The sequence below is a fragment of the Uliginosibacterium sp. sgz301328 genome (genome assembly GCF_041807905.1).
Lineage (GTDB): Bacteria > Pseudomonadota > Gammaproteobacteria > Burkholderiales > Rhodocyclaceae > JBGVSA01.
Genome location: NZ_JBGVSA010000008.1, coordinates 85,161 through 107,103, shown reverse-complemented (window position 1 = coordinate 107,103; position 21,943 = coordinate 85,161). Strand labels below are relative to the sequence as shown.

Annotated in this window: 20 protein-coding genes; 14 read left to right on the top strand and 6 right to left on the bottom strand. The window is 64.1% G+C overall.

The window, feature by feature from the left end; all coding sequences use genetic code 11:
- Positions 1-34 precede the first annotated feature (34 nt).
- Positions 35-268 (bottom strand): DUF3567 family protein, encoded by a 234-nt coding sequence (locus tag ACDA63_RS08260; protein ID WP_373662745.1) that lies wholly within the window; start codon positions 266-268, stop codon positions 35-37.
- Between the two features lie 208 nt (positions 269-476).
- Between ACDA63_RS08260 and ACDA63_RS08255 the strand changes: the two genes are divergently transcribed.
- Positions 477-695 carry a YdcH family protein gene (locus ACDA63_RS08255; RefSeq protein ID WP_373662744.1) on the top strand — a complete coding sequence of 73 codons (219 nt, stop codon included), beginning with the start codon at positions 477-479 and terminating at the stop codon, positions 693-695.
- Between the two features lie 159 nt (positions 696-854).
- Positions 855-1,715 (top strand): DUF2189 domain-containing protein, encoded by an 861-nt coding sequence (locus ACDA63_RS08250; RefSeq protein ID WP_373662743.1) that lies wholly within the window; start codon positions 855-857, stop codon positions 1,713-1,715.
- Positions 1,716-1,719: 4 nt separating this feature from the next.
- On the opposite strand, the gene cueR is transcribed toward ACDA63_RS08250, so the two are convergent.
- Together cueR and ACDA63_RS08240 are read right to left on the bottom strand one after the other, a co-directional pair.
- On the bottom strand, positions 1,720-2,118 hold the full coding sequence (gene cueR, locus ACDA63_RS08245) for a Cu(I)-responsive transcriptional regulator (RefSeq protein ID WP_373662742.1): 399 nt from the start codon (positions 2,116-2,118) through the stop codon (positions 1,720-1,722).
- Positions 2,115-4,466, bottom strand: coding sequence for a heavy metal translocating P-type ATPase (locus ACDA63_RS08240; RefSeq protein ID WP_373662741.1), 2,352 nt, complete (start codon positions 4,464-4,466; stop codon positions 2,115-2,117). The genes cueR and ACDA63_RS08240 overlap by 4 nt, the downstream gene beginning before the upstream one ends.
- 349 nt (positions 4,467-4,815) lie before the next feature.
- Between ACDA63_RS08240 and ACDA63_RS08235 the strand changes: the two genes are divergently transcribed.
- The 8 genes from ACDA63_RS08235 (at position 4,816) to lysS (ending at position 15,544) form a co-directional block, all read left to right on the top strand.
- Entirely contained in the window at positions 4,816-5,799 is a 984-nt protein-coding gene (locus ACDA63_RS08235; protein ID WP_373662740.1) for a TRAP transporter substrate-binding protein, read from the top strand.
- Between the two features lie 107 nt (positions 5,800-5,906).
- A protein-coding gene (prfB, locus tag ACDA63_RS08230) for a peptide chain release factor 2 (protein WP_373662739.1) occupies positions 5,907-7,011 on the top strand; the annotation gives its coding sequence in 2 pieces (ribosomal slippage) (positions 5,907-5,987 and positions 5,989-7,011; 1,104 coding nt in all).
- Between the two features lie 2 nt (positions 7,012-7,013).
- Positions 7,014-7,742, top strand: a complete 729-nt coding sequence (locus ACDA63_RS08225) for an aspartate/glutamate racemase family protein (protein WP_373662738.1) — start codon at positions 7,014-7,016, stop codon at positions 7,740-7,742.
- On the top strand, positions 7,739-9,028 hold the full coding sequence (locus ACDA63_RS08220; RefSeq protein WP_373662737.1) for a hypothetical protein: 1,290 nt from the start codon (positions 7,739-7,741) through the stop codon (positions 9,026-9,028). The genes ACDA63_RS08225 and ACDA63_RS08220 overlap by 4 nt, the downstream gene beginning before the upstream one ends.
- Positions 9,029-9,033: 5 nt before the next feature.
- Positions 9,034-9,789, top strand: a complete 756-nt coding sequence (locus ACDA63_RS08215; protein WP_373662736.1) for a hypothetical protein — start codon at positions 9,034-9,036, stop codon at positions 9,787-9,789.
- 13 nt (positions 9,790-9,802) lie between these two features.
- Positions 9,803-12,595 (top strand): ATP-binding protein, encoded by a 2,793-nt coding sequence (locus tag ACDA63_RS08210; RefSeq protein WP_373662735.1) that lies wholly within the window; start codon positions 9,803-9,805, stop codon positions 12,593-12,595.
- Between the two features lie 243 nt (positions 12,596-12,838).
- Entirely contained in the window at positions 12,839-13,918 is a 1,080-nt protein-coding gene (locus ACDA63_RS08205) for a GGDEF domain-containing protein (protein WP_373662734.1), read from the top strand.
- Between the two features lie 111 nt (positions 13,919-14,029).
- Complete coding sequence (lysS, locus tag ACDA63_RS08200) at positions 14,030-15,544, top strand: lysine--tRNA ligase (RefSeq protein WP_373662733.1); 1,515 nt, start codon at positions 14,030-14,032, stop codon at positions 15,542-15,544.
- Between the two features lie 155 nt (positions 15,545-15,699).
- Here the strand turns inward: lysS and ACDA63_RS08195 are convergent, their stop codons facing one another.
- On the bottom strand, positions 15,700-16,785 hold the full coding sequence (locus ACDA63_RS08195) for a DNA topoisomerase IB (RefSeq protein ID WP_373662732.1): 1,086 nt from the start codon (positions 16,783-16,785) through the stop codon (positions 15,700-15,702).
- Positions 16,786-16,880: 95 nt separating this feature from the next.
- Here ACDA63_RS08195 and mnmC point away from each other — a divergent pair, with 95 nt between their 5' ends.
- The 4 genes from mnmC to ACDA63_RS08175 all read left to right on the top strand — a co-directional run bounded on the left by mnmC (position 16,881) and on the right by ACDA63_RS08175 (position 20,630).
- Positions 16,881-18,716 carry a bifunctional tRNA (5-methylaminomethyl-2-thiouridine)(34)-methyltransferase MnmD/FAD-dependent 5-carboxymethylaminomethyl-2-thiouridine(34) oxidoreductase MnmC gene (mnmC, locus tag ACDA63_RS08190; protein ID WP_373662731.1) on the top strand — a complete coding sequence of 612 codons (1,836 nt, stop codon included), beginning with the start codon at positions 16,881-16,883 and terminating at the stop codon, positions 18,714-18,716.
- 216 nt (positions 18,717-18,932) lie between these two features.
- Entirely contained in the window at positions 18,933-19,661 is a 729-nt protein-coding gene (locus tag ACDA63_RS08185; RefSeq protein WP_373662730.1) for a glycine zipper 2TM domain-containing protein, read from the top strand.
- 173 nt (positions 19,662-19,834) lie between these two features.
- Entirely contained in the window at positions 19,835-20,260 is a 426-nt protein-coding gene (locus tag ACDA63_RS08180) for an OsmC family protein (RefSeq protein WP_373662729.1), read from the top strand.
- Between the two features lie 43 nt (positions 20,261-20,303).
- Complete coding sequence (locus ACDA63_RS08175) at positions 20,304-20,630, top strand: DUF3301 domain-containing protein (protein ID WP_373662728.1); 327 nt, start codon at positions 20,304-20,306, stop codon at positions 20,628-20,630.
- 70 nt (positions 20,631-20,700) lie between these two features.
- Here the strand turns inward: ACDA63_RS08175 and coq7 are convergent, their stop codons facing one another.
- Together coq7 and ACDA63_RS08165 are read right to left on the bottom strand one after the other, a co-directional pair.
- Complete coding sequence (coq7, locus tag ACDA63_RS08170) at positions 20,701-21,321, bottom strand: 2-polyprenyl-3-methyl-6-methoxy-1,4-benzoquinone monooxygenase (RefSeq protein WP_373662785.1); 621 nt, start codon at positions 21,319-21,321, stop codon at positions 20,701-20,703.
- The gene (locus ACDA63_RS08165) at positions 21,321-21,878 is read right to left on the bottom strand and encodes an RNA pyrophosphohydrolase (protein ID WP_373662727.1); all 558 of its coding nucleotides are present in this window, start codon (positions 21,876-21,878) and stop codon (positions 21,321-21,323) included. Before ACDA63_RS08165 ends, coq7 begins: the two co-directional genes overlap by 1 nt.
- Positions 21,879-21,943: the final 65 nt, after the last annotated feature.

Genomic DNA, 21,943 nt, shown 5'->3' with positions numbered 1-21,943 from the left:
ACATCAAACCGTAACCGGCAGCACCCACAATTCGTTACTGATAGATGGCCGGTTGTGTCAGCAGCGCGTCGAACTGGTCGAGGCAGTCGTCGAGATCATCGGCCTCGTCGCCGCGCTTGAGTGCATCAGCAAGTTCACGCTTGAAGCGTTCCGCAGTGCCCCCATACAGCATGGTACCGCGCGCGCAGCGCTTGTCGATGACTTCGATGCCATCGACGGAAGGATAGGCCACCACGTACAGGATTGGATTGTCGAACATGACACGCATGGTAGATCCCTCCGTAATTGGCCCCACCGGTCGAATGCCCAGTCAGGGAAACTTCTAACAGCTACATCGGCTTCAATTGCACTACTTTCAAGGTTGATGCGTTGCAAACAACTGTCACCTGACGCAGCCCTTCGCACAGCCCCGCGGACGCAGCGTCGTTGAAAGGAACGCCCGGATGTAAGCCGTCAAAGCATGGAGGCTCAACGCCATGACTCACGCAGACGTCTTCGAAAGCACCACCAGCCTGTCCAACCGGCTCAGCATGCTGCGCGCTGAGCACCAGGAACTGGACGACCACATCGCCCGTCTGTCGCGCATGCCGCAACGCGACGAATTGATGGTGCCTCGCCTGAAGAAACGCAAGCTCATCCTCCATGACCGCATCGCGCTCATCGAGCGGATGCTCAACCCGGACTTGCCGGCCTGAACGTCTTTGGGCGGCGGGACGCGTCCCTCGCTTTTCAAGCTCTCCGCGACCGTGGCAAGATCACGCCACGTCACCTCGCACTACTTAGTTGCAGAGGATAAACAATAGGTTCGGAATGGTTCGTAGCGAATCGTTACCGTACCCACGGAGAGACAAAGCGTGACACAACAGCGCAGCGCGAATGACGCGGCCGATGTCGTTGCGGCCGTCGGGCACCCTTCGGGCGCTCATGACGAAGAGCATCCACCCGTAGCGCCGAGCCTCTTGCCCGGCATACGCAACGTCCCCCTGCTTGCTCCGCTTTCATGGTTGCGGCGCGCGATCGCCGATTTCCGCGCCAATCCGGCCGCTAGTCTTTTCTTCGGTTTCTGCTACGCGGCGATGGGCCTGGCGGTCACGCTCGTCTTCGAGAACGCCTACGAGTACACGTCGGCGCTCATGTCGGGCTTCCTGCTGCTGGGCCCCTTCCTTGCGATGGGCCTGTACGAACTGAGCCGGGAACGCGCGCGCGGTCGTCGCGCGGCCTTTGCGGACACGCTGACCATCTGGCGACGCAACGCGGGCAACATCGCCTTGTTCGCACTGGTGCTGACGGTGATCTTTCTGGTGTGGGCGCGCGCCTCGCTGATCATGTTCGCGCTGTTCTACACCAGCGGCATGCCCAATCTGACCGGCTTCCTGTCGCAAGTGCTGAGCCTGGACAACGTCGACTTCCTGCTCGTGTACTTCGGCGTGGGCCTGATCTTTGCCACGCTCGTCTTCGCGGTCAGCGTGGTGTCGATCCCGATGATGCTCGATCGCGACCAGGACGCCGTGACGGCGATGCTCGCAAGCATCGCCACGCTCACACGCAACCCCGGTGCCTGCCTGCTTTGGGCAATCATCATCGCGCTCGCCACCAGCGTGGGCTTCCTGAGTTTTCACCTCGGACTGGTGGTGTTGATGCCGCTGATCGGGCACGCCACGTGGCATGCCTACACAGATCTGATCGCGCCCGTCGCGGCCGGCGAAAACGCCTGACGGTTCAGGCCGGATCGTTGCGCGCGATGCCTTCGAGGATCGGACAATCCGGGCGCTCATCGCCGTGGCAGCATTCGGCCAGTTGCCGGAGCGTGGCGATCATCGCGTTGAGTTCGGCCACCTTGGCTTCCATGCTGGTGATGTGGTGCTGGGCCAGGTCTTTCACCTCGCGGCTCGCACGCTGTCGGTCGTGCCAGAGCGAGACCAGCAGCGTCACATCCTCCAGACCAAACCCCAGGTCACGCGCATGGCGGATGAAGCGCAACGTGTGCACCTCGCCGTCGCCATAGCGTCGATACCCCGACATCGAGCGTGCCGCCTGAGGCAGCAGGCCGATGCTTTCGTAGTAGCGGATCATCTTGGCCGACAGGCCGGAGGCCTTGGCCGCTTCGCCGATATTCATGATTTGTCCTCCGCTCGTGGCGCCCAGCGCCGGAGCAATAGTGCATTGCTCATCACCGATACCGACGACAGCGCCATGGCCGCGCCAGCGACAATCGGGCTCAGCAGCCCGAAGGCCGCCAGCGGGATGCCGATCACGTTGTAGAAGAAGGCCCAGAACAGGTTCTGCCGGATTTTGGCGACCGTGCGCCGCGACAGATCGATGGCCGCGGGCACGAGCGAAAGATCGCCACGCATCAAGGTGATTCCGGCTGCGTGCATGGCAACGTCCGTCCCGCCGCCCATCGCGATGCCGACATCGGCGGCGGCCAGCGCGGGAGCGTCGTTGATGCCATCGCCGACCATCGCCACCGTCCCCTGGCCGCGCAGGCGCGCCACCGTCGCGGCCTTGTCGGCGGGCAACACATCGGCCTCGACGTGGTCGATGCCGACTGCGTCGGCCACGGCCTGCGCCGCGCGGGCGTTGTCGCCCGTGATCAACGCCGTGCGGATACCCAGTGCGTGCAGCCGCTTCACCGCATCCGCCGTGCTCGGCTTGAGCGTATCGCCGAAGGCCATCACGCCCAGCACGCGCGCGCCCTCCGTCACATCCGCGAGCCACGACACCGTCAGTCCACGTGCGTCGAAATCGGTTACAGCGGCGGACAGTGACGTGACGTCGACGCCGCGCTCTGCCATCAGTCGTGCGTTGCCGAGAACCAATGTGCGCCCGTCCACCGTTCCCGTCATGCCGCGCCCCGGCAGCGCCTGTACGTCGCTTGCGCGCGGCGCTTCGCCGGCCGCCTGCAACACGGCACGGGCCAAGGGATGTGTGGAACCTGTCTGGAGCGCAGCGGACCATGCCAACAACGGGATTTCTTCACTTGCAGCCCGATGTGCCACGAGCGTGGGCTTGCCGACTGTCAGCGTGCCAGTCTTGTCGAAGGCGATGGTACGTACGTGCTGCGCGGTTTCCAGCGCCTCCGCGTCCTTGATCAGGATGCCGTGTCGCGCGCCTACGCCCGTGCCGGCCATGATTGCCGCTGGCGTGGCCAGCCCGAGCGCGCACGGGCAGGCAATGACCATCACCGTCACCGCGTTGATCAGCGCCACTTCCCAGTTGCCGCGCGCCAGCCCCCAGCCAAGCAGAGTAACGAGCGCAATGGCCAGCACCACCGGCACGAAGACCGCGGCCACACGGTCAACCTGACGCTGGATCGGCGCCTTGGCGGCTTGCGCGTCTTCGACGAGGCGGACGATGCGCGACAGCACGGTCTCGGCACCGATGGCCGTCACGCGTACCGCGATCAGGCCGTCGCCGTTGATGGCACCACCGGTCACCTTATCGCCGATGTCCTTGTCGACCGGCAGGCTTTCGCCCGTGATGAGCGATTCGTCGACACTGCTGCGGCCCTCGATGATTTCGCCATCCAGCGCGATACGCTCACCAGGGCGAACGACCGTTACATCGCCCACCGCTATGGAGGCCAGTGGCAGATCGACCTCGCCCTCTTCCCGGCGCACGCGCGCCGTTGCCGGCCGCAAGGCCTGCAACGCTTGAATGGCGGCGACCGTCTGCCGCTTGGCGCGATGCTCCAGCCACTTGCCCAGCCGGACCAGCACGATCACCACCGCAGCCGCCTCGAAATACAGGTGCCCGCCCATGCCGTGCGCCAGCCAGAGGTACAGCGACAGGCCATACGCCGCGCTGGTGCCGATAGCGACAAGCAGGTCCATATTGCCGCTTCCGGCGCGCAGCGCTTTCCAGCCTGCGCGGTAGAAGCGCGCGCCCAGCCAGAACTGCACCGGCGTGGCGAGCAGCCATTGCAGCCACGCCGGCAGCATCCAGTGCCGGCCAAGGAAGTCGCCGATCATCGGGATCATCAACGGAACGGCCAGCACGGCGCCGACCACCCATTGCCAGCCGTCTTCGGTCGTCTGCGGGGACGTCGCAGCCTCGGTCCTGAGCTCCGCGCCGAAACCGGTCTTGCGCACGGCGTCGACAAGCACCGCCGGATCGCCGCCAGTCCACGCCACGCGCGCGGATTCCGAAGCCAGATTGACCGTCGCCCCGGTTACGCCTGCGACGCGCGACAGCGCCTTTTCCACCCGTGCCACGCACGAGGCGCAGGTCATGCCGCTGATCGCCAGATCCACTTCCTGGCTCGCGACGCCATAGCCGGCGCCTTCGACCGCCGCCACCAGATCGCTGGCCGGCACAGGCGCTGACAGCGATACGCGCGCCGACTCGGAGGCCAGATTGACGGCCACCGATTCGACGCCCGGCACCTTGCCGAGCGCCTTCTCGACGCGAGTGACGCACGAGGCACAGCTCATGCCAGAGATGGGGAGAGTCAGTTCTTGTGTCATATCGATTTCACCCACGAGCGAGGACGTGGTTCGAATCATGAAGTTTGACACGATGGCAAGGTCAACGGTTCTTGTCAGATCGTTACCTGCCGTTCCCGGTGGAACCGGGCCCAACGCCAGACGAATGGTCGGATCCGGCCGACTTGTGACCGGAAACATAATCTTGTGGAAACGCTGTTATTCGCCGAAATTAACAAATGCGCACTGTATGCAGGCATACAGCGCAGACGACGCCGCACACCCTGGACAGGTGATGCGGACAAGGAGACACGCGCCGCCGCACGGTCAGCAGGGAAACCGCGGTGCGTCAGAGAGAAACCGCGCCAGCGGTTCATTGAAGGAGTGGACGATGTTCAAGTATTGCGTCGCCGTCGGCGCCCTGCTGGCCGCCAGCCTCATGGGCGCCACCGCAGCCGAATTGAAGGGCTGGACTCAGCAGACCGAGGATTACCCGGTCACCCAGGCGATGCAGTTCTTCGCCGACCAGATCAAAACCAAGACCGGCGGCAAGTACACCGGCAAGGTGTTCCCGAATTCCACGCTGGGCGATCAGAACAAGGCGCTCAAGCTGCTCGATACGGGCGAAATCGACTTCGCCGTCGTTAACAACACGCCGTTGTCCAAAGCCGTCCCCAAGATGGAAGTGCTGTCCCTGCCCTTCCTGTTCCGCAATTCAGCCCACATGCTCGCCATCATGGATGGCCCCATCGGGCAGGAACTCGAAAAGGACCTGGCCGCCAAGGGCTTCATCGTGATCGGCTGGTACGACGGCGGCGCCCGCTCGTTCTACACCCGCAACAAACCGGTGCGCTTTGCCACCGACTACGAAGGCGAGCGCATCCGCGTGGCCGACAACCAGCTCTACAAGGACATGGTCACCGCGCTGGGCGCCACGCCGGTGGTGGTCGCGTACAAGGACATCAAGAAGAGCTTCGAGAACGACGAAATCGACGGGGCCGAGAACAACGTTCCGTCGTACGAGGCTGAACAACACTACAAGTACGCCAAGTACTTCTCGTTTTCCAACCACATCGTGACGCCCGAGGCGCTGGTCGTCTCCAAGGCCCTGTGGAGCAAGCTCTCCGACGCCGAGAAAGCCACCTTCCGCGAAGCGGGCAAGGCCTCGGCCGTCTTCATGCGCCAGCAGTTCAACAAACGGCTCGAAGCCAGCCGCGCCAAGCTGGAGAAAGAAGGCGTCAAGTTCTACGCCCTGCAGGACCCGGGCCCCTTCATCTCGCGGATGCGCCCGATCTATCAGCCGTACATCAACAACCCGGACACCAGTGACATGGTGATTCGCATCATGACCTCACGGCCGGCGCGCTCGGACTGAAGCCGCGCCCGTCAAACACATAAGACCCGGGGGGAACCGTGGCGCCGAGGGAGGACGGCGCCACGGTATATAATCGCGGGTTTCCCAAATCGACGCGGACCCCGGACATGGAAGCAGAACGCCTCAACAGCATCACCAACAAGATGGCCGACCTGGCGCAGCGCGCTCAGGAACTGCGGAGGTATCTTTGACTACGATGCCAAAGCAGAAAAGCTGATCGAAGTCTCCAAGCGGCTCGAAGACCCGAAGATCTGGGACGATCCCAAGCACGCGCAGGATCTGGGCCGCGAGAAAAAATCGCTTGAAGATACCGTATTGGCACTGGAAGGCATCGCTCAGTCATTGAAGGACACCGGCGAGCTGTTCGAGCTCGCCAGCATGGAAGAAGACGAAGACACCGTCGTCGCCGTGGAGTCCGACGTCGCCGACATCGAGTCGCGCGTCGCACAACTCGAATTCCGTCGCATGTTCAACAACCCGATGGACCCGCAGCCGGCGTTCATCGAAATCCAGTCTGGCGCAGGTGGCACCGAGGCGCAGGACTGGGCGTCGATGCTCGAGCGCATGTACCTGCGTTACTGCGAGCGCAAGGGCTTCGGCGTCGAACTGATGGAAGAATCCGAAGGCGACGTTGCCGGCATCAAGAGCTGCACCATCAAGGTCACGGGCGAATACGCCTATGGCTACCTGCGCACCGAAACCGGCGTCCACCGCCTGGTGCGCAAGAGCCCGTTCGACTCCAACGCCCGCCGCCACACGAGTTTCGTGTCGGTGTTCGTCTACCCGGAAGTCGACGACTCGATCGAAATCGAAATCAACCCGGCCGATGTGCGCACGGACACCTATCGCGCATCCGGCGCGGGTGGCCAGCACATCAACAAGACGGACTCCGCCGTGCGCCTGACGCACATCCCCAGCGGTATCGTCGTGCAGTGCCAGAACGACCGTTCGCAGCACCGCAACCGCGACGAAGCCTGGAAGATGCTGCGCGCCCGCCTGTACGAAGCCGAACTGCGCAAGCGCCAGGCCGAACAGCAAAAGCTCGAAGACGCCAAGAGCGACATCGGCTGGGGCCACCAGATCCGCTCCTACGTGCTCGACCAGTCGCGCATCAAGGACTTGCGCACCAACCACGAAGTGGGCAATACGCAGGCCGTGCTCGACGGCGACCTGGACGACTTCATCCAGGCAAGCCTCAAGCAAGGCGTATAAGGATGGTCACGCGCGACACGCGTTCGGCCGATGCAGCCTCGAAGACAATCGGGCTGCTCGGCGGCATGAGCTGGGAGAGCACCGCGCTGTATTACTCGCTCATCAACCGGGGCGTGGCCGCGCGTCTGGGCGGGCTGCATTCCGCCCGCATCGCGATGGTCAGCGTGGACTTCGAGCCCATCAAGCGCCTGCAATTCGCGGGGCGCTGGGCGGATGCCGGCCGTATGCTGGCCGATGCCGGGCAGCAGGTTGAACGGGCCGGAGCGGATTTTCTCCTGCTGTGCACGAACACCATGCACAAGGTCGCGGACGCCATTCAGGATGCCATCGGCATTCCGCTGATCCACCTTGCCGACGCCACGGCTGTCCGCGTGAAGGCACAAGGCATCAAACGCGTCGGGCTGCTGGGCACCCAGTTCACGATGCAGGAATCGTTCTATCGCGATCGCCTCATCGCGCACGGCCTGGATGTGATCGTGCCATCGCTGGAAGACCAGCAATGCGTCCATCGGGTCATCTACGACGAACTCTGTCACGGCCACGTCAATGACGCATCGCGCGACAGATTCCTGCAGATCATCGACAAGCTCCGCGCGGCGGGCGCCGAAGGCGTGATCGAAGGCTGCACCGAGATCGTCATGCTCGTTGACGCGACGCACACTGACGTCCCTCTGTTCGACACGACGGCCATCCACGCCGAACAGGCCGTCGACCTGGCACTCGCCCCATGATCGATCCGTTGAATCTCGGTAACGAATACCAGGCGCTGCTGGCTCCCGGCATCGCGGCGGACGATGTCCCCGCGCTGTGGTCGCTGCTGCGCGCCAAGCCCCTGATCGACACCTTCGTCACGCTGTTCCGCGGCAGCGACGACGAGGTGATCGCGCGCCTGTTCGTGTTGCGCGAAATCGGCGCGCGTGCCGACACGCCACGCTGGATGCCGGATGAATTGCGCCGACATTTCGCCTACATCGACAGCGTCAAGTTCGAAACCGTCCTCAAGCGCCTGCGCGAAAACGCCCTGCTGATCATCGGCGACGACGGCCAGTACCAGTTGTCGGATGCCGGGCGCAACGCTGTGGCGGCGGTGGCCGTGCTGCTGCGCTTTGGCGACAATGAAGACGCCGAGCTGGGCTTCCTCACCACCCAGCTCGCCGGCATGCAGGCCACCGGCACGCTCACGCCGGAAATGCTCCAGCACCTGCTGGCCAAGCTCAACGCACTCACGGCCTCGTTCGAGGACGCCATCGCATCGGGTTCGGAGTTCCGCATTCTCGACGCACGCACGCGCCTGTCCGCAAACGTGCGCTGGCTGGAAAAAGGCACGCAGATCCTGCGCGACCTGCTCTCCGAAGCGGAGATCACGCCCGAGACCGGCCGCGTGGCGCATGCCATCGGCCTTGCTCAGAGCCGGCTGGCCCGCGTGGACGCCGCCTTCCAGCGCGCGCTCAACAAGATCGAATCGCAGCGGGTCACGCTCGGCGCTTCGGGCGTGTCCTCGTCGGACGCCATGGCGTGGCTGCGCAACCAGACATCCACGCAGATCGCGGCACTCGCCGAAGACGTGCTCGGCGCCGGCCCGCAGGCCAAGTTCCTCGCTGGCGGGCACGAACTGCTCGACCGCGCCGAAAGCGCCCTGTCCGCCGAAGTGCGCCAGATGGAAGCCGATGCCTCGCTGCCGCCATCGGCCGACGCGCCTTCCGACCTGATTCCAGAATCCGAAGACCTCGGCCTGCTCATCCGTCTGACGCAACGCATCGACAAGGTGGCCGACGTGGCGCCGATCAGTCAGTTCGTGGCTGGCGGAGGTTTCGCGCCGGCCAGCTATCGACTGTCGCTGCTGGCGCTGCTCGGCAACGAAGAGGCGCAGGCACAAGGGCCCGTCGCCGACTTCACCCAGATGCCGTTCGAGCTGGTGCTGGAAGACCGGCTCATCGAACTCAACGAAGACGAGATCGCCGCCATTTCCGCAGGCGAAATTCGCCGCCGCGCGCCTGACGCGACCACTCAAGAGTAGGACACATGGATAACGAGATCACTCACCTGACCTCACGCCTGATCGCGCACGGCTGGTTGCCCCGCACGGACGCGCAGGTGCGCCGCGCGCTCGTCGACGAGACCTTCCGGCATGACCTGGAGGCGCGGCTGTCCAGCGTCGGCCTGATGCTGCTCGACAACCCCTTCGCCGCACACGTTGCCGTCGGGCTCAAAGACTGCGTGCTCGACACGGTCTTCGGCGGCAAGGAATACCAGGCCAGTACGATGGGGCTGACGCGAGACGACATCGCGCTGCTCATCATCATCTGGGCCATGATCATCCTGCCCAAGCGCGAGCGCCAGCTTGGCCGCCGCGCCATCGACGACGACGGCCAGAACGACATGTTCGGCCAGGACAAACCCATCGTGCACGGCGAAGAAGTCTCCGGAGCCGTGTCCGAAACCTCGCTGCTGGCCGACTTCGGCACGCAACTGGGCGGCAAGACCAAAATCAAGAACTTCGGCCTCGGCAAGCTGGCGCGCCTCGGCTTCATCGAACGCCGTGGCGGCTACATCCATGAAGGCCCGCTGCTCGACGTACTGCTCGACTACCGCGTGCTGGCCGACCGCATCGTCAACGGCACGCTGGCCGACGTGCTCGCCGCCGCCGGCAAGCAGTTGCCGCTCCTCGACGAAGATGACGACGATGGCATGTGGGGCGACGACACCGAAGAAGGCATCGACGCCGACGAAACGACGGACCACGCGGACGGCCCGGCCGACGCGGACGCCCCCAACTGACAGACACTGAACGATGTTCCACATCCGCGAAATCGAACTGGTCCACTGGGACTTCTGGCGTCGCTTCACCGTGCCGCTGGACGCGCAGATCATCACCATCGTCGGGCCCAACGGGTCCGGCAAGACCACCCTGCTCGACGCCATGCGCACACTGTTCGCGCTCAAGTGCTCGGGCAAGCGCGACTACCGTCGCTATGTGCGCCGCGCCAACGCTGGCGTGGCATGGATCCGCAGCACCGTGGCCAATCGCCCCGGCTCGACCGGCAAGCGCCCGTTCTTCCCGTGCATGAAGGACAACGTCACGCTGGCCTGCCGCATCAAGCGAGCGGGCGGCGACTGGTCGCGCGAGTACTGCATCGAAGACGGCATTATTGAAGTCGAACAGCTCGAACAGTCGGCACAGTGGGTCGGCCTGCGCGACTATCAATCGCGACTGGCCTTCGCCGGCCTCTCGCCCGCCATCGCCAAGGTGCTGTCGCTCGAACAGGGCGACACCGACAAGCTGTGCGAATACTCGCCGCGCGCCCTGCTCGACCTGGTCTTCGACGTGTTCGGCGACAAGGAAGTACTGGACAACTATCAGGCCGCACGCGAAGAGCAAAAGAGCGCGCAGCACGAGCTCGAAGCCCTGGCGCTCGATCTGGACCGTCTGCGCGCGCAGGCCGAGTCACGCCGCATCGAAGCCGAACGCTTCCTCGAATGGCACGCGCTGAACAAAGAAGTCACCACGCTCGAAGCCGAAGTGCTGCCCCGACTGGAAGTCGGCGAGCTGCGGCACGAAGTGCGTGACGCCCGCGACAAGCTCGCGCAGGCACGCGCCCAGCAACACAGCAGCCAGGCCGTGCTGGCCGATGCGGGCGCGCGCATTGAAAGCCTGCAGAACGAAAAGCGCCGCGCCGAACAGGCACTGCGCGATGCACAAGGCGCGCAGGATCAGTCGGAGGCCGACTGGCTGTCGGCTCGCGATACGCTGCGCGATGTCGAGAAGAAGCTCGCCGAGCGCGACGCGCTGCGCGAACGTGTCGCGCGCGAACATGGCGGCGACGCATTGGCCGCCGAAGAAGCCGCCTCCACGGCCTTCAACGACTATCAAGCCGCGCGCGCCAAGGTGAAGGGGCTGACCGCCCGCTTTGAAGAAGCCTCGCAGAAGTTGCGCGACGCCCAGGCCCGCTCAGGTCCGCCGCAAGAGGCCGAAGTCAGCCGCTTCCGCGCCGCACTTGCCGATGCCGGCATCGAACATCGCGTGCTCTCGGAGATCATCGAAGTCACCGATGTCGCGTGGCAAGGCGCCATCGAAGCCATCCTGCGGCCGTATCGTTCGCTGATCCTGCTCGAAGATGAAGCGGATCGCTTCGATGCCTGGGCGCTGGGCGAGCGCGAGCATTTCCGCCACTTCATCGTGGCCGAACGGGCCCCCTGCCCCGCGGCATCCCGCGGCAGCCTGCTCGAGGTCGTGCGCTTCGCCGCCGATGCGCCGAAGTGGCTCACAGACCTCCTTGCGCGTATCCAGCGTGTTGAAAACGCACAGGCCGCCCGCGACCTGCCCCGCGACCAGGACTGGATCACCCGCGACGGCTATTCGCGCGAGCGTCGCGGCGCCCGCCATCTCGGCGTGCCGCACGAATTCTGGTTTGGCGAACTGGCCCGCAGCGCCCGCATCGAGGCCTTGCAGGCCGACATCCGCGCGCTCGACGTCGAGCTGAAAGCCGCGCACGACGCGGAAGAGGCCGCGCAGGCCGCTGTCCAGGGTTCGCGCGAACGTCTGCTCGGCATGCAGGCTGCGGAGCTGCTGATGAGCCGCGCGGCAGAATTCGAAGCCGCCGCCAACGATCTGCCCGTGGTCCGTGAGGCGCTGGCTCGCGCCGAAGCGCAACGCGTCGAGATCCGCGCATTGGTGGAAGAGCGCAAGCAGAATCTGCAAGGCATCGCCATCGAAGCCGACCGGCGCAACCGCGAAGTCATGAGCGCGCGCGAAACGCTGGTACGCATCGCCGCCGACAACAAGCCGCAACGACTCGAACAGACCGCCCGCCTGTTGCGGCTGCGCAGCAAGTCGCGCGGCATGCCGCGTCATTGGCTGTCGCCCGAGGCGCTGTCCGAACTGTCGGAACACTATGGCGGGCTCGCCGCCGCGCGCAACGAACTATCGCGCCTGAAGCGCCGCCTGAACGAAGGCGAATGGCCGCAGGACGACAACGTGCTGGTGGTGAAGGACAAACTCTCGCTGGAGCTGCGCCAACGCGAATCCGACTACGCCAATCGCCTGTCGTACGCCGAGCGCACCAAGGCGCTGGTCGACGATGCGCGCGGCGCCTACATCGCCAAGCTGCGGGCCACCGTCAAGCAATATGGCAAGAATCTGCGCGCGCTGGGCGAGCTGTCGGGCCAGACTGTGGAATGTCCGATGCCGGTGCTCGAAAACGACGACGCCGCACTGGCGGCGGCCGGGCTGGAAGTGCAATTCGACTTCGACCAGAAAGGCGCGCAGAGTCTCAACGACGGCGAGGCCTCCGGCGGCCAGCAGGTGATGAAGTCCCTGATCCTGCTCGTCGGCCTGTTGATGGACGATGCGCGCCCCGGCGGCTTCGTCTTCATCGATGAGCCCTTCGCCCACCTCGACGTGGCCAACATCGACCGCGTCGGCGCCTTCCTGCGAGCCACACGGGCGCAATACCTCATCACGACGCCCGTCACGCACAACGCAAACGTTTTCCAGCCGGCCCAGCTCACGCTGGTCACGCGCAAGAAACGCCCTGTGGACGATTGGGCGCCGCCGATCGGCATTCTTCGCCGCCAGATCGACTGAAGCCTTATTGCAAGTGCCGTTGGCACCCGCCAACGGCACTTGAGGACCATGCCCGAAAGGACATGGGAACCGTTTTCCCTGATTTTTCAATGACAAAGATCGCCTCCATCCCTACTGTCTTTGTCGATTTCGCCATTTTTCACAAATTGCATTAAGGTTTTTCCGGCCGCGTGTCGTTAAGCACACCAGCGGAAGAGCAACCGGCAGGGGCCGATTGCCGTATCCGCCTTCATGTTGCTGCGCATGGGACCGAAAACGTCTTTGCTCATCCTGCTGGATCGCCTCGAGGCTGTGACCGCTTCGCGCGAGCGCAGCCGCATGGCCATCATCGTCGTGGAATCGATTCGCGACGTGCTGGCCTCGCCCGCCGTGATCATGCACGCCGTCACCATTACGTCTCATGGCTACGTGACTGCGCCGCTCGCGTGGGCAACTACCGATGGCTCGGCCGCGTGTGACGACGACGGCGACTTCGATCCCGACGCGGCGCCACCGGCGGATGCGCTGGTCGAGGCTTGCATCGCGAGTCCAGAGGGCGTGATCGTCGGCGGCGAGCCGGACTACCTGCGGGTCGTGTTCTCGGTTGGCGCGCCCTCTTCCGCTTCTGCCGTGGTGGAGGCCCGCTGCGCAACGATGCCGGGCGAAGAAACCTGCGCGTCTGTCCGGCAGATGCTGCGTATCTATGCGCACCAACTGGCGCTCCTGGATTACGCCGAACTCGACACGCTGACCCGCCTGCACAGCCGCAAGACCTTCGACGCCAATTTCGACCGCTTCATCGCAGCCGCCAGCGAAGCCCAGTTACGCAATTCGCCCGAGCGCCGCACGCGCGAAGAAAGTCTGCATCCATGCTGGCTCGGTGTGGTGGACATCGACCGCTTCAAGCGCATCAATGACACCTTCGGCCACCTGTTCGGCGACGAAGTCCTGCTGCGCGTGGCCGAACTGATGAAGAAAAGCTTCCGCAACAGCGACAAGCTGTTCCGCTTCGGTGGCGAAGAATTCGTGATCCTGCTGCGCCACGTCTCACCCGACAATGCCCGCGAAGTGCTGGACCGCTTCCGGCAGGCCGTGGAATCGCACGAGTTCCCACAAGTCGGCCAGGTCACCTGCTCCATGGGCTACGTCGAGATCAATCCGGCCCTGACGCCGGCGGAACTGCTCGGCAAGGCGGACGCTGCGCTGTATTTCTCGAAAGGTCATGGGCGCAACCAGATCAATCGGTACGAAGCCCTGGTTGCCGAAGGACATCTGGATGAGAATCCGGACGCTGCGGCCGCAAATGCCGACCTGCAGGCCGACATCGACGCGCTTTTCGGCTGATTCACTCGATTTTGGCGCCTGGTGGATGTGACACGCTGCGCTGCTTGGTTCAAAATAGCGGGTTATCGCGCCGCAACAACCTTTGCGCGGCGCCGTTTGTCGAGATCCGATATGTCCAACCAGCAAAACAGCGAACAAAACCAGCCCGCCCAGGACGAAAACCACATCATCGCCGAGCGCCGCGCCAAACTCGCTGCCTGGCGTGAAGCCGGCAAGGCCTACCCCAACGATTTCCGCCGCGAGAACTTCACCGGCACGCTGGCCGCCGCGTATCACGACAAATCCGCCGAAGAACTCGAAGCCACGCCCGTGACGGTTTCCGTCGCCGGCCGCATCATGCTCAAGCGCGTGATGGGCAAGGCCTCCTTCGTCACCGTGCAGGACATGTCCGGCCGCATCCAGTTGTACGTGACGCGCGACAGCGTCGGCGAGGACGTCTACGCCGACTTCAAGACCTGGGACATCGGCGACATCGTCGGCACCACCGGCACGCTGTTCCGCACCAAGACGGGCGAACTGTCGGTCAAGAGCGAGTCGATCCGCCTGCTCTCCAAGTGTCTGCGCCCGCTGCCGGACAAGTTCCACGGCATGGCCGACGTTGAACAACGCTATCGCCAGCGTCACCTCGATCTCATCACCAGCGACGAGTCGCGTGCGACCTTCATCGCCCGCAGCAAGCTCATTTCGGCCATCCGCCGTTACATGGACGGCCACGGCTTCCTGGAAGTCGAAACGCCGATGATGCACCCCATCCCCGGCGGCGCTGCGGCCAAGCCTTTCATTACGCACCACAACGCACTCGACCAGCAGATGTTCCTGCGCATTGCGCCGGAGCTCTACCTCAAGCGGCTGGTGGTCGGCGGGCTGGAAAAGGTCTACGAAATCAACCGCAACTTCCGCAACGAAGGTCTCTCGCCGCGCCACAACCCTGAATTCACCATGATCGAGTTCTATGAGGCATACGCGGACTACCGCACGCTCATGGATTTTGTCGAAGGTCTGCTGCGTCATGCCGCGCGCGAAGCGCTGGGCACCGAACAATTCCAGTACCAGGGCCGCGATCTGGATCTGTCCAAGCCCTTCGATCGCCTGACCGTCGTGCAGGCGGTGATGAAGTACTGTCCCGAATACACCGAGGCCCAACTCAACGACGAAGCTTGGCTGCGCGAGGAGCTTGCCAAGCGCAAGGCCCTGCCAAAGGGCCAGGTCGGTCTTGGCGCGCTGCAACTGGCGTTCTTTGAAGAAACCGCCGAGGCGCAGTTGTGGAACCCGACCTTCATCATCGATTACCCGGTCGAAGTCTCCCCGCTGGCGCGCGCCTCGGACAAGAACCCCGGCATCACCGAGCGGTTCGAGCTGTTCATCGTTGGCCGTGAAATCGCCAACGCCTTCTCGGAGCTGAACGATCCGGAAGACCAGGCCGAGCGCTTTCTGTCGCAGGCCAAGGCCAAGGACGCGGGCGACGAGGAAGCCATGTACTACGACGCCGATTACATCCGCACGCTGGAAAGCGGCCTGCCGCCGACCGGTGGCTGCGGCATCGGGATCGACCGTCTGGTCATGCTGTTGACCGACAGCCCGGCCATCCGCGACGTCATCCTGTTCCCGCAGATGCGTCCGGAGTAACAACTCAGGCGGACGCGCCTGTTGTGAGCCGCAAAACCCGCAACGCGATGCGCTTGCGGGTTTTGTGTTTTTTGGCGCCCATCAGGTGATGCTTGCCAGCATCGTCGACAACATCGTGGCGATGGCGCGGCGGCAACGACCTCGCGTCAGGCAGGTCACGAATCCAGTGCCTCCAGGAACGCCAGCAACGCCGCCTCGTTCGCATTGAGCCCCTTGCGACGTCGCACCTTGCCCAAGGCGCTGAGCCGACCGCCGATGAAGGCTTCCGTCACCGCCGGGTGGATATAGCACTTGCGGCAGACCGCGGGCGTGTTACCCAGTGCGCGCGCAATGATCGGAATGGTCTGCGCCAGTTGTCTGCGCGCGCCGGCCTCGTCCTCCCAGGCGAGCGTCCGCAGATGCGCCAGGGCTCTGACGCTCCCCGCCCAGGTGCGATAGTCCTTGGCGGTGAACTCGTCGCCCGCATGCGCGCGCAGGTAGTCATTGATGTCCTGCGAGCCGACCGCATGGCGTTCGCCCGCCTCATCGATGTACTGGAATAACTGCTGCCCCGGCAGTTCGATGCAGCGGCGCACGATGCGCGCCAATCGCGGGTGACGGATGCTGACATCATGCTCAACGCCGCTCTTTCCCTTGAAATGAAAGCGGATGGCGCTGCCCGACACATCCACGTGCCGATTGCGCAGTGTTGTGAGCCCAAAGGATTTGTTGTCGCGGGCATAGCGTCGGTTGCCCACGCGAATTAGCGTCGCGTCGAGTAAAGCCACCGCCGTGGCGATCACTTTGTCGCGCCCCAGGCCGGGCGTAGCAAGGTCCTTGTCGACCGCCCGCCGCAGGCGCGACAGCGCGTGGCCGAACTTGATGAGCCGCTCGTACTTTTGCGCGTCGCGCACTTCGATCCATCGGGGATGGTAGCGGTACTGCTTGCGCCCTCGCGCGTCGCGTCCGGTGGCTTGCAGATGTCCGTTCGAATCGGGGCAGATCCACACATCGCGATACGCCGGCGGGATCGCCAATCTATTGATGCGCGCGATCGTCGCCGGGTCGCTCAGGCGTTGGCCGTTGCTGTCGAAATAGACAAACGCGCCGCGCAACATCCGACGCGAAATGCCGGGCGCGCTGTCGTCGACGTAGCGCAACCCGGGCGGTAATTCGCCCACCGGTGGGATCGGCTCGGTCGGCATCGAGAAAGCTCCGGCCACTTCTGATTCAAGGGCGGAATGTCGGGCAAGCAGGCTCATGGCGGCTCACGGGCTGGATGAGATCGAAAACGGGCCAGCAAGAGCGGTGCCGCCCGCGCGGTAGAATGCTTCCCGCTCCACCGATGGTTTCCTCCATGTCTGTCTTGCGCCCCTCCAAGCTCATCCTTGCCGACAACGGCATCCCTTACTCGGCCGAGTACGACGACGTCTACCACTCCGACGGCGGCGCGTTCGCGCAGGCGCAGCAGGTGTTCATGGCGGGCAATGGCCTGCCGCAGCGCTGGCAGAGCAAGCGCTCGTTCGTGATCGTCGAGACGGGCTTCGGACTCGGACACAACTTTCTCGCGACGTGGCAAGCGTGGCGCGACGACACTGCACGATGCGAGCGACTGCATTTCGTGTCGGTCGAAAAGCACCCGATGCACGCCGCCGACATGGCCATCGCGCATGCGCAATCCGACGCACCGGCCGATCTGTCTGCGCAGTTGCTGTCGCGCTGGCCGATGCTTGTACCGGGCACTCATCGAATCGAACTCGATGGCGGCCGGGTCGTCCTTACCTTGCTGTTTGGCGATGCTTCGGAAGCACTCGCACGCTGTCAGGCCAGCGCCGACGCGATCTTTCTCGACGGCTTTTCGCCGCGCCAAAACGCCGACATGTGGTCGCCGGAAGTGTTTGCCGAGCTGTATCGCCTGGCGGCGCCAGGCTGCTCGCTGGCCACGTGGTCGGTATCGGCGAGCGTCCGACATGGGCTTGCAGATGCCGGATTCGTGACGCGCAAGATGCCGGGCTTCGCCTCCAAACGCGACATGCTGTCGGGCGAACGACCGGGCGGCGCATCGGGCAGTGCCGCCCTCTCCTCTTCCGCCATCGTCATCGGCGCAGGTCTCGCCGGCACGGGTGCGGCGGAACGGCTTGCCGCACGCGGATGGCATCTCACGCTGATCGACGAAGAGGCAGCGCCGGCGCAAGGTGCGTCGGGAAATCTCGCCGGCGCGTTCCGCCCCCTACCCAGCATCGATGACAACCGCATGGCTCGCATCACACGGGCGGGCTTTCTGTACGCCTTGCAGCATCTGCGGAATCTGGATGAGGCGGGTCATGCGGTGCGGTGGGATGATTGCGGCGTACTTCATCTCGCACGCGACACCCGCCAGGCCGACAAGCAGGCAGCCGTGGTAGCCGCGCTCGAAGCGCCGGAAGAGTTCCTGCAATGGGTCGATGAAGTGCGTGCCGCCGAACTCTGCGGCCAGAACGTTTCGGCGGGCGGATGGTGGTTTCCGCGCGGCGGCTGGATCAGCCCCCCAAGCTTGTGTGCCGCCAATCTCGCCATGGCCGGGAAAGCGGTCACGACATCGTTCAATGTGCGCGTGGCGCGTATCGAGCGACGCGACGGAGAATGGCACGCACTGGACGAAAGCGGACATTCGGTCGCCCAGGCTGCGCACGTCGTGCTCGCCAACGCCCATGATGCCGCACGATTGGCGGGCACACCCTGGCTGCCGTTGCGCGCCGCTCGCGGACAGGTCACCCACCTTGCCGAACAGGCATGCCATGCGCCGCGCACGGTGGTGTGCGGCAGCGGCTACGTGACGCCCGCGCTGGACGGGCATGTGCCGATGGGCGCGACCTTCGTGGTGGACGATTTTTCACGCGAGCTGCGCGTAGAAGAACATGCCGAAAACATCAACAAGCTCTCACGCATGTTGCCGGAGCTGGCGCGGGAAGCACCCAACGCGATAGATGGTGGGCGTGCAAGCCTGCGCCCCATTTCGCCGGATCGTCTGCCCACGGTGGGCGCGCTGGATGAGAATCTGTGGCTGCTTTCGGGGTTCGGCGCGCGTGGACTCGTGTGGGGAAGTCTCTGCGCCGAGGTACTGGCATCGCTGATGTGCGACGAGCCCGCGCCACTTGAGATCGATCTCCTCCGAGCACTCTCACCGCAGCGGTATGCTGCGGAAAAAGCGTAAGGAAATGTAGCCCATTTAGGGCTGAAACCCCCGCCAGATGGGCGTTTCGCAGCGTTCATCCGATAGCGGAGCGCATCGACGCGAACACGTCGGAGAATGTCCTACAGTCCGCAAAAACACGGTGTGACAGGCTTGTAGCAAGGCACATACCCGCAGGGTCGACAAGGGAGCGATCCATGCGAAATGGAAATGAGCCTATTCGAGGAGTTATCTGAAATGAATACGAATACAAGAAAGCGTCATCTCGGTCAGGCAGGCCTGCATCCACTCATCATGGCGGCAGCGGTAGCGGTGATCGTGGTGGCCGTCGTCGGCATCGCCAAGATGATGGGCTGGATCGGCACCCCGTCCATGCCGGCCACGACGGATCCGGCAATCGCGGCTGAACTGGCCTCCGCCTCGAGCAGCGCGGCGGCGAGTGCGTCGTCGTCCGCACAGTCGGTCGCGGCCGTGGCAGCTCCGGCAGCACAAGCCGCAGCACAACCGGCGACATCGGCGCGCCACTCGAAAGCAGCCACCACCAAGACCACGACAAACACCACGAAGGCGCCGGCGCAATCCGAATCTACCTATGACACGGCGGCCAACACGCCGCCACCTGCGCAGCGCGTGTGCTACGACTGCGGCGTGATCGAGTCGATCCAGGCACACCAGGTACAAGGCGAAGGCGGCATTGTCGGTGCCGTCGGCGGCGCGGCCATCGGCGGCGTGCTCGGCCATCAGGTCGGCGAAGGTTCGGGCAAGAAGGCAGCGACCGTGGCCGGTGCGATCCTGGGCGGTTTGGCCGGCAACCAGGTTGAGAAGCGCGTACGTTCGGAAACGCAATACCAGATCGCCGTTCGCATGGACGACGGTACCCGCCAGGTCTTTACCGAGAAGACGCAGCCGGCATGGCGCGAAGGTGAACGCGTGCGCGTCCAGAACGGCGCGATCGTACGTTACTGAGCAGCATCCACGGGATGACGGCAATGGCGGCTGCGGCCGCCATTGTTTTTGGCGCTCCGGTCACCATCTATGGGTACGGCGATGGTTATGGCTACCATTACTTTTGCAGATAGGCCGGGAGTGAGGCGCTTGCTACACTCGCAGTTTCTTCCCCAACAGAGTGGAACGACAGCATGGAATGCAGCGTGAAATGGGCGGGCGACGGCAAGTTCGTCGCTGAAACGGGCAGCGGCCACGCGGTGGTCATGGAAGGCTCCGCCGACCTCGGCGGCAAGAATCACGCGCCGCGTCCAATGGAAATGCTGCTGGCCGGCGCGGGCGGTTGTACCGCCTTCGACGTGGTACTGATCCTCAAGCGCGGCCGCCATGCCATCGAAGGCTGTGAAGTAAAGCTCACGTCGGAGCGTGCGGAGGCCGATCCGAAGGTCTTCACCAAGATCCACTATCACTACGTCGTGAGCGGCCGTAATCTCAAGCGCGAAGCCGTCGAACGCGCCATCGCGCTGTCTGCCGACAAGTACTGCTCGGCGTCGATCATGCTGGGCAAGACGGCCGAAATCACGCACGACTTCGAAATCGTCGAAACAGGCGCCGCCTGATCTGCATGGTGCGCGTCGTGGCGACGCGCGCGGACTTGCTCACATGGAAATCGTCGCTCTTGTCCTGATCGGCGCACTCGGCTGGTTCTGGATCGATACCTTGTCTGCGCGTGAAGTCGCCCTGCGCGAAGGCCGTCGCGCCTGCGACGCCGACGGTCTGCAGTTGCTGGACGACACCGTTGCCGTCAGCAAGCTACGCCTGGCACGCAACGACGAAGGGCAACTGCGCATCAAGCGCACCTATGATTTCGAGTTTTCGGACACCGGCAACAATCGGCGACGCGGCACGCTGGCACTGGTCGGCAAAGAGCTGACGATGATCTATACCATCCCGCGCATCGTGCTGGACATGCCAACCACTCTTCACTGAACACACAAAAAAACGGCGACCCTCGGGCCGCCGTCTTCGATTTCGACCTACCGACTCGCACATCCGTCGATCAGACGTAGTACGCGGTCTTCTTCATCACCTGCGACATGGCGCGCATCGCCCCCTTGATCGGAGCCGGCAATTCGGCCGCCCCGAGCCGCACCGCCGTCGCCGCGTGCTCGGCTTCATCAACCTTCATCTGGTCGAGGATCGCGCGCGAGCGACCATCGCCGAGCGGCAATTGGTCGAGATGCTCTTTCAGGTGCGATTCGACCTGGCGTTCGGTTTCAGCCAGAAAGCCGAGGTTCCACTTGTCACCTGCGACACCCGCCGCCACGCCCAACGCAAGCGAACCCGCGTACCACAAGGGATTGAGCAGGCTCGTGCGCCCGCCCAGTTCGCTGATGCGGCTCGCCGTCCACGCCAGATGCTCGGTCTCTTCGTGCGCGGCGTGCTCGAGAGATTCGCGCAGTGCCGGATCGCGGCTGGTCAGGGCCTGCCCTTGGTAGAGCGCTTGCGCACAGATCTCGCCGACATGATTGATACGCATGAGCGCCGCCACGTGGCGCTTGTCGTCTTCGGAGAGCGAGGCCTCCGGCAGATCAGCGCCAGGCGTGCCCCGCGTGCTGCGAGCGGGGGCGGCCAATGTGCGCAACGCCCGATCGAACTCAATGATTGCGCGGTCGAAGATCATTCGTGGGACACCTTGCGAGGGAGCGGCGCCTTTTCCGGGTGCGACTCCAGTCCATAACTGGAAGGCCGGCCACGCAGATCGCCGTCGAACAGAATGCCGCCCAGTTCATTGAGGGCGGCACGATAGACGCCGCGCTTGAAGTCGATCACGCCTTCGAGCGGCACCCAGAAACCGGCCCATCTCCAGGCATCGAATTCCGGATGGCCGGACGCGCGCAGGCTGACGTCGCAATCCCGCCCGACAAGACGCAGCAAATACCAGATCTGCTTTTGTCCACGATACGTGTTACGCCACTCGCGCTTGATCCAGCGCTTCGGCACGTCGTAACGCAACCAGCCACGAGTCCGGCCGAGCACCTTGACGTGCTCGGGTCGCAAACCGACTTCTTCGTGAAGCTCCCGGAACATGGCCTGCTCGGGGCTTTCGCCCTGTTTGATGCCACCTTGCGGGAACTGCCAGGAATGTTCGCGGATTCGCTTGCCCCAGAAAACCTCGTTGCGTGCGTTGACGATGACGATGCCGACATTGGGCCGATAGCCGTCCCTGTCGAGCATGAGAATCACCTAAAAATGCATGTGTTAGGTCGGATTCTTCCATAAGTGATGCGGCAAAGAAACCG

What these genes read in the sequence shown, in the direction of transcription:
- mnmC (WP_373662731.1), top strand. Translation starts at nt 16,881, where the DNA reads ATGTCTGTCTTGCGCCCCTCCAAGCTCATCCTTGCCGACAACGGCATC.
- ACDA63_RS08195 (WP_373662732.1), bottom strand. Translation starts at nt 16,785, where the DNA reads ATGAGCCTGCTTGCCCGACATTCCGCCCTTGAATCAGAAGTGGCCGGA.
- ACDA63_RS08260 (WP_373662745.1), bottom strand. Translation starts at nt 268, where the DNA reads ATGCGTGTCATGTTCGACAATCCAATCCTGTACGTGGTGGCCTATCCT.
- ACDA63_RS08225 (WP_373662738.1), top strand. Translation starts at nt 7,014, where the DNA reads ATGGTCACGCGCGACACGCGTTCGGCCGATGCAGCCTCGAAGACAATC.
- ACDA63_RS08185 (WP_373662730.1), top strand. Translation starts at nt 18,933, where the DNA reads ATGAATACGAATACAAGAAAGCGTCATCTCGGTCAGGCAGGCCTGCAT.
- ACDA63_RS08180 (WP_373662729.1), top strand. Translation starts at nt 19,835, where the DNA reads ATGGAATGCAGCGTGAAATGGGCGGGCGACGGCAAGTTCGTCGCTGAA.
- ACDA63_RS08220 (WP_373662737.1), top strand. Translation starts at nt 7,739, where the DNA reads ATGATCGATCCGTTGAATCTCGGTAACGAATACCAGGCGCTGCTGGCT.
- ACDA63_RS08240 (WP_373662741.1), bottom strand. Translation starts at nt 4,466, where the DNA reads ATGACACAAGAACTGACTCTCCCCATCTCTGGCATGAGCTGTGCCTCG.
- ACDA63_RS08165 (WP_373662727.1), bottom strand. Translation starts at nt 21,878, where the DNA reads ATGCTCGACAGGGACGGCTATCGGCCCAATGTCGGCATCGTCATCGTC.
- lysS (WP_373662733.1), top strand. Translation starts at nt 14,030, where the DNA reads ATGTCCAACCAGCAAAACAGCGAACAAAACCAGCCCGCCCAGGACGAA.
- ACDA63_RS08210 (WP_373662735.1), top strand. Translation starts at nt 9,803, where the DNA reads ATGTTCCACATCCGCGAAATCGAACTGGTCCACTGGGACTTCTGGCGT.
- ACDA63_RS08205 (WP_373662734.1), top strand. Translation starts at nt 12,839, where the DNA reads ATGGGACCGAAAACGTCTTTGCTCATCCTGCTGGATCGCCTCGAGGCT.
- ACDA63_RS08215 (WP_373662736.1), top strand. Translation starts at nt 9,034, where the DNA reads ATGGATAACGAGATCACTCACCTGACCTCACGCCTGATCGCGCACGGC.
- ACDA63_RS08255 (WP_373662744.1), top strand. Translation starts at nt 477, where the DNA reads ATGACTCACGCAGACGTCTTCGAAAGCACCACCAGCCTGTCCAACCGG.
- ACDA63_RS08235 (WP_373662740.1), top strand. Translation starts at nt 4,816, where the DNA reads ATGTTCAAGTATTGCGTCGCCGTCGGCGCCCTGCTGGCCGCCAGCCTC.
- ACDA63_RS08175 (WP_373662728.1), top strand. Translation starts at nt 20,304, where the DNA reads ATGGAAATCGTCGCTCTTGTCCTGATCGGCGCACTCGGCTGGTTCTGG.
- cueR (WP_373662742.1), bottom strand. Translation starts at nt 2,118, where the DNA reads ATGAATATCGGCGAAGCGGCCAAGGCCTCCGGCCTGTCGGCCAAGATG.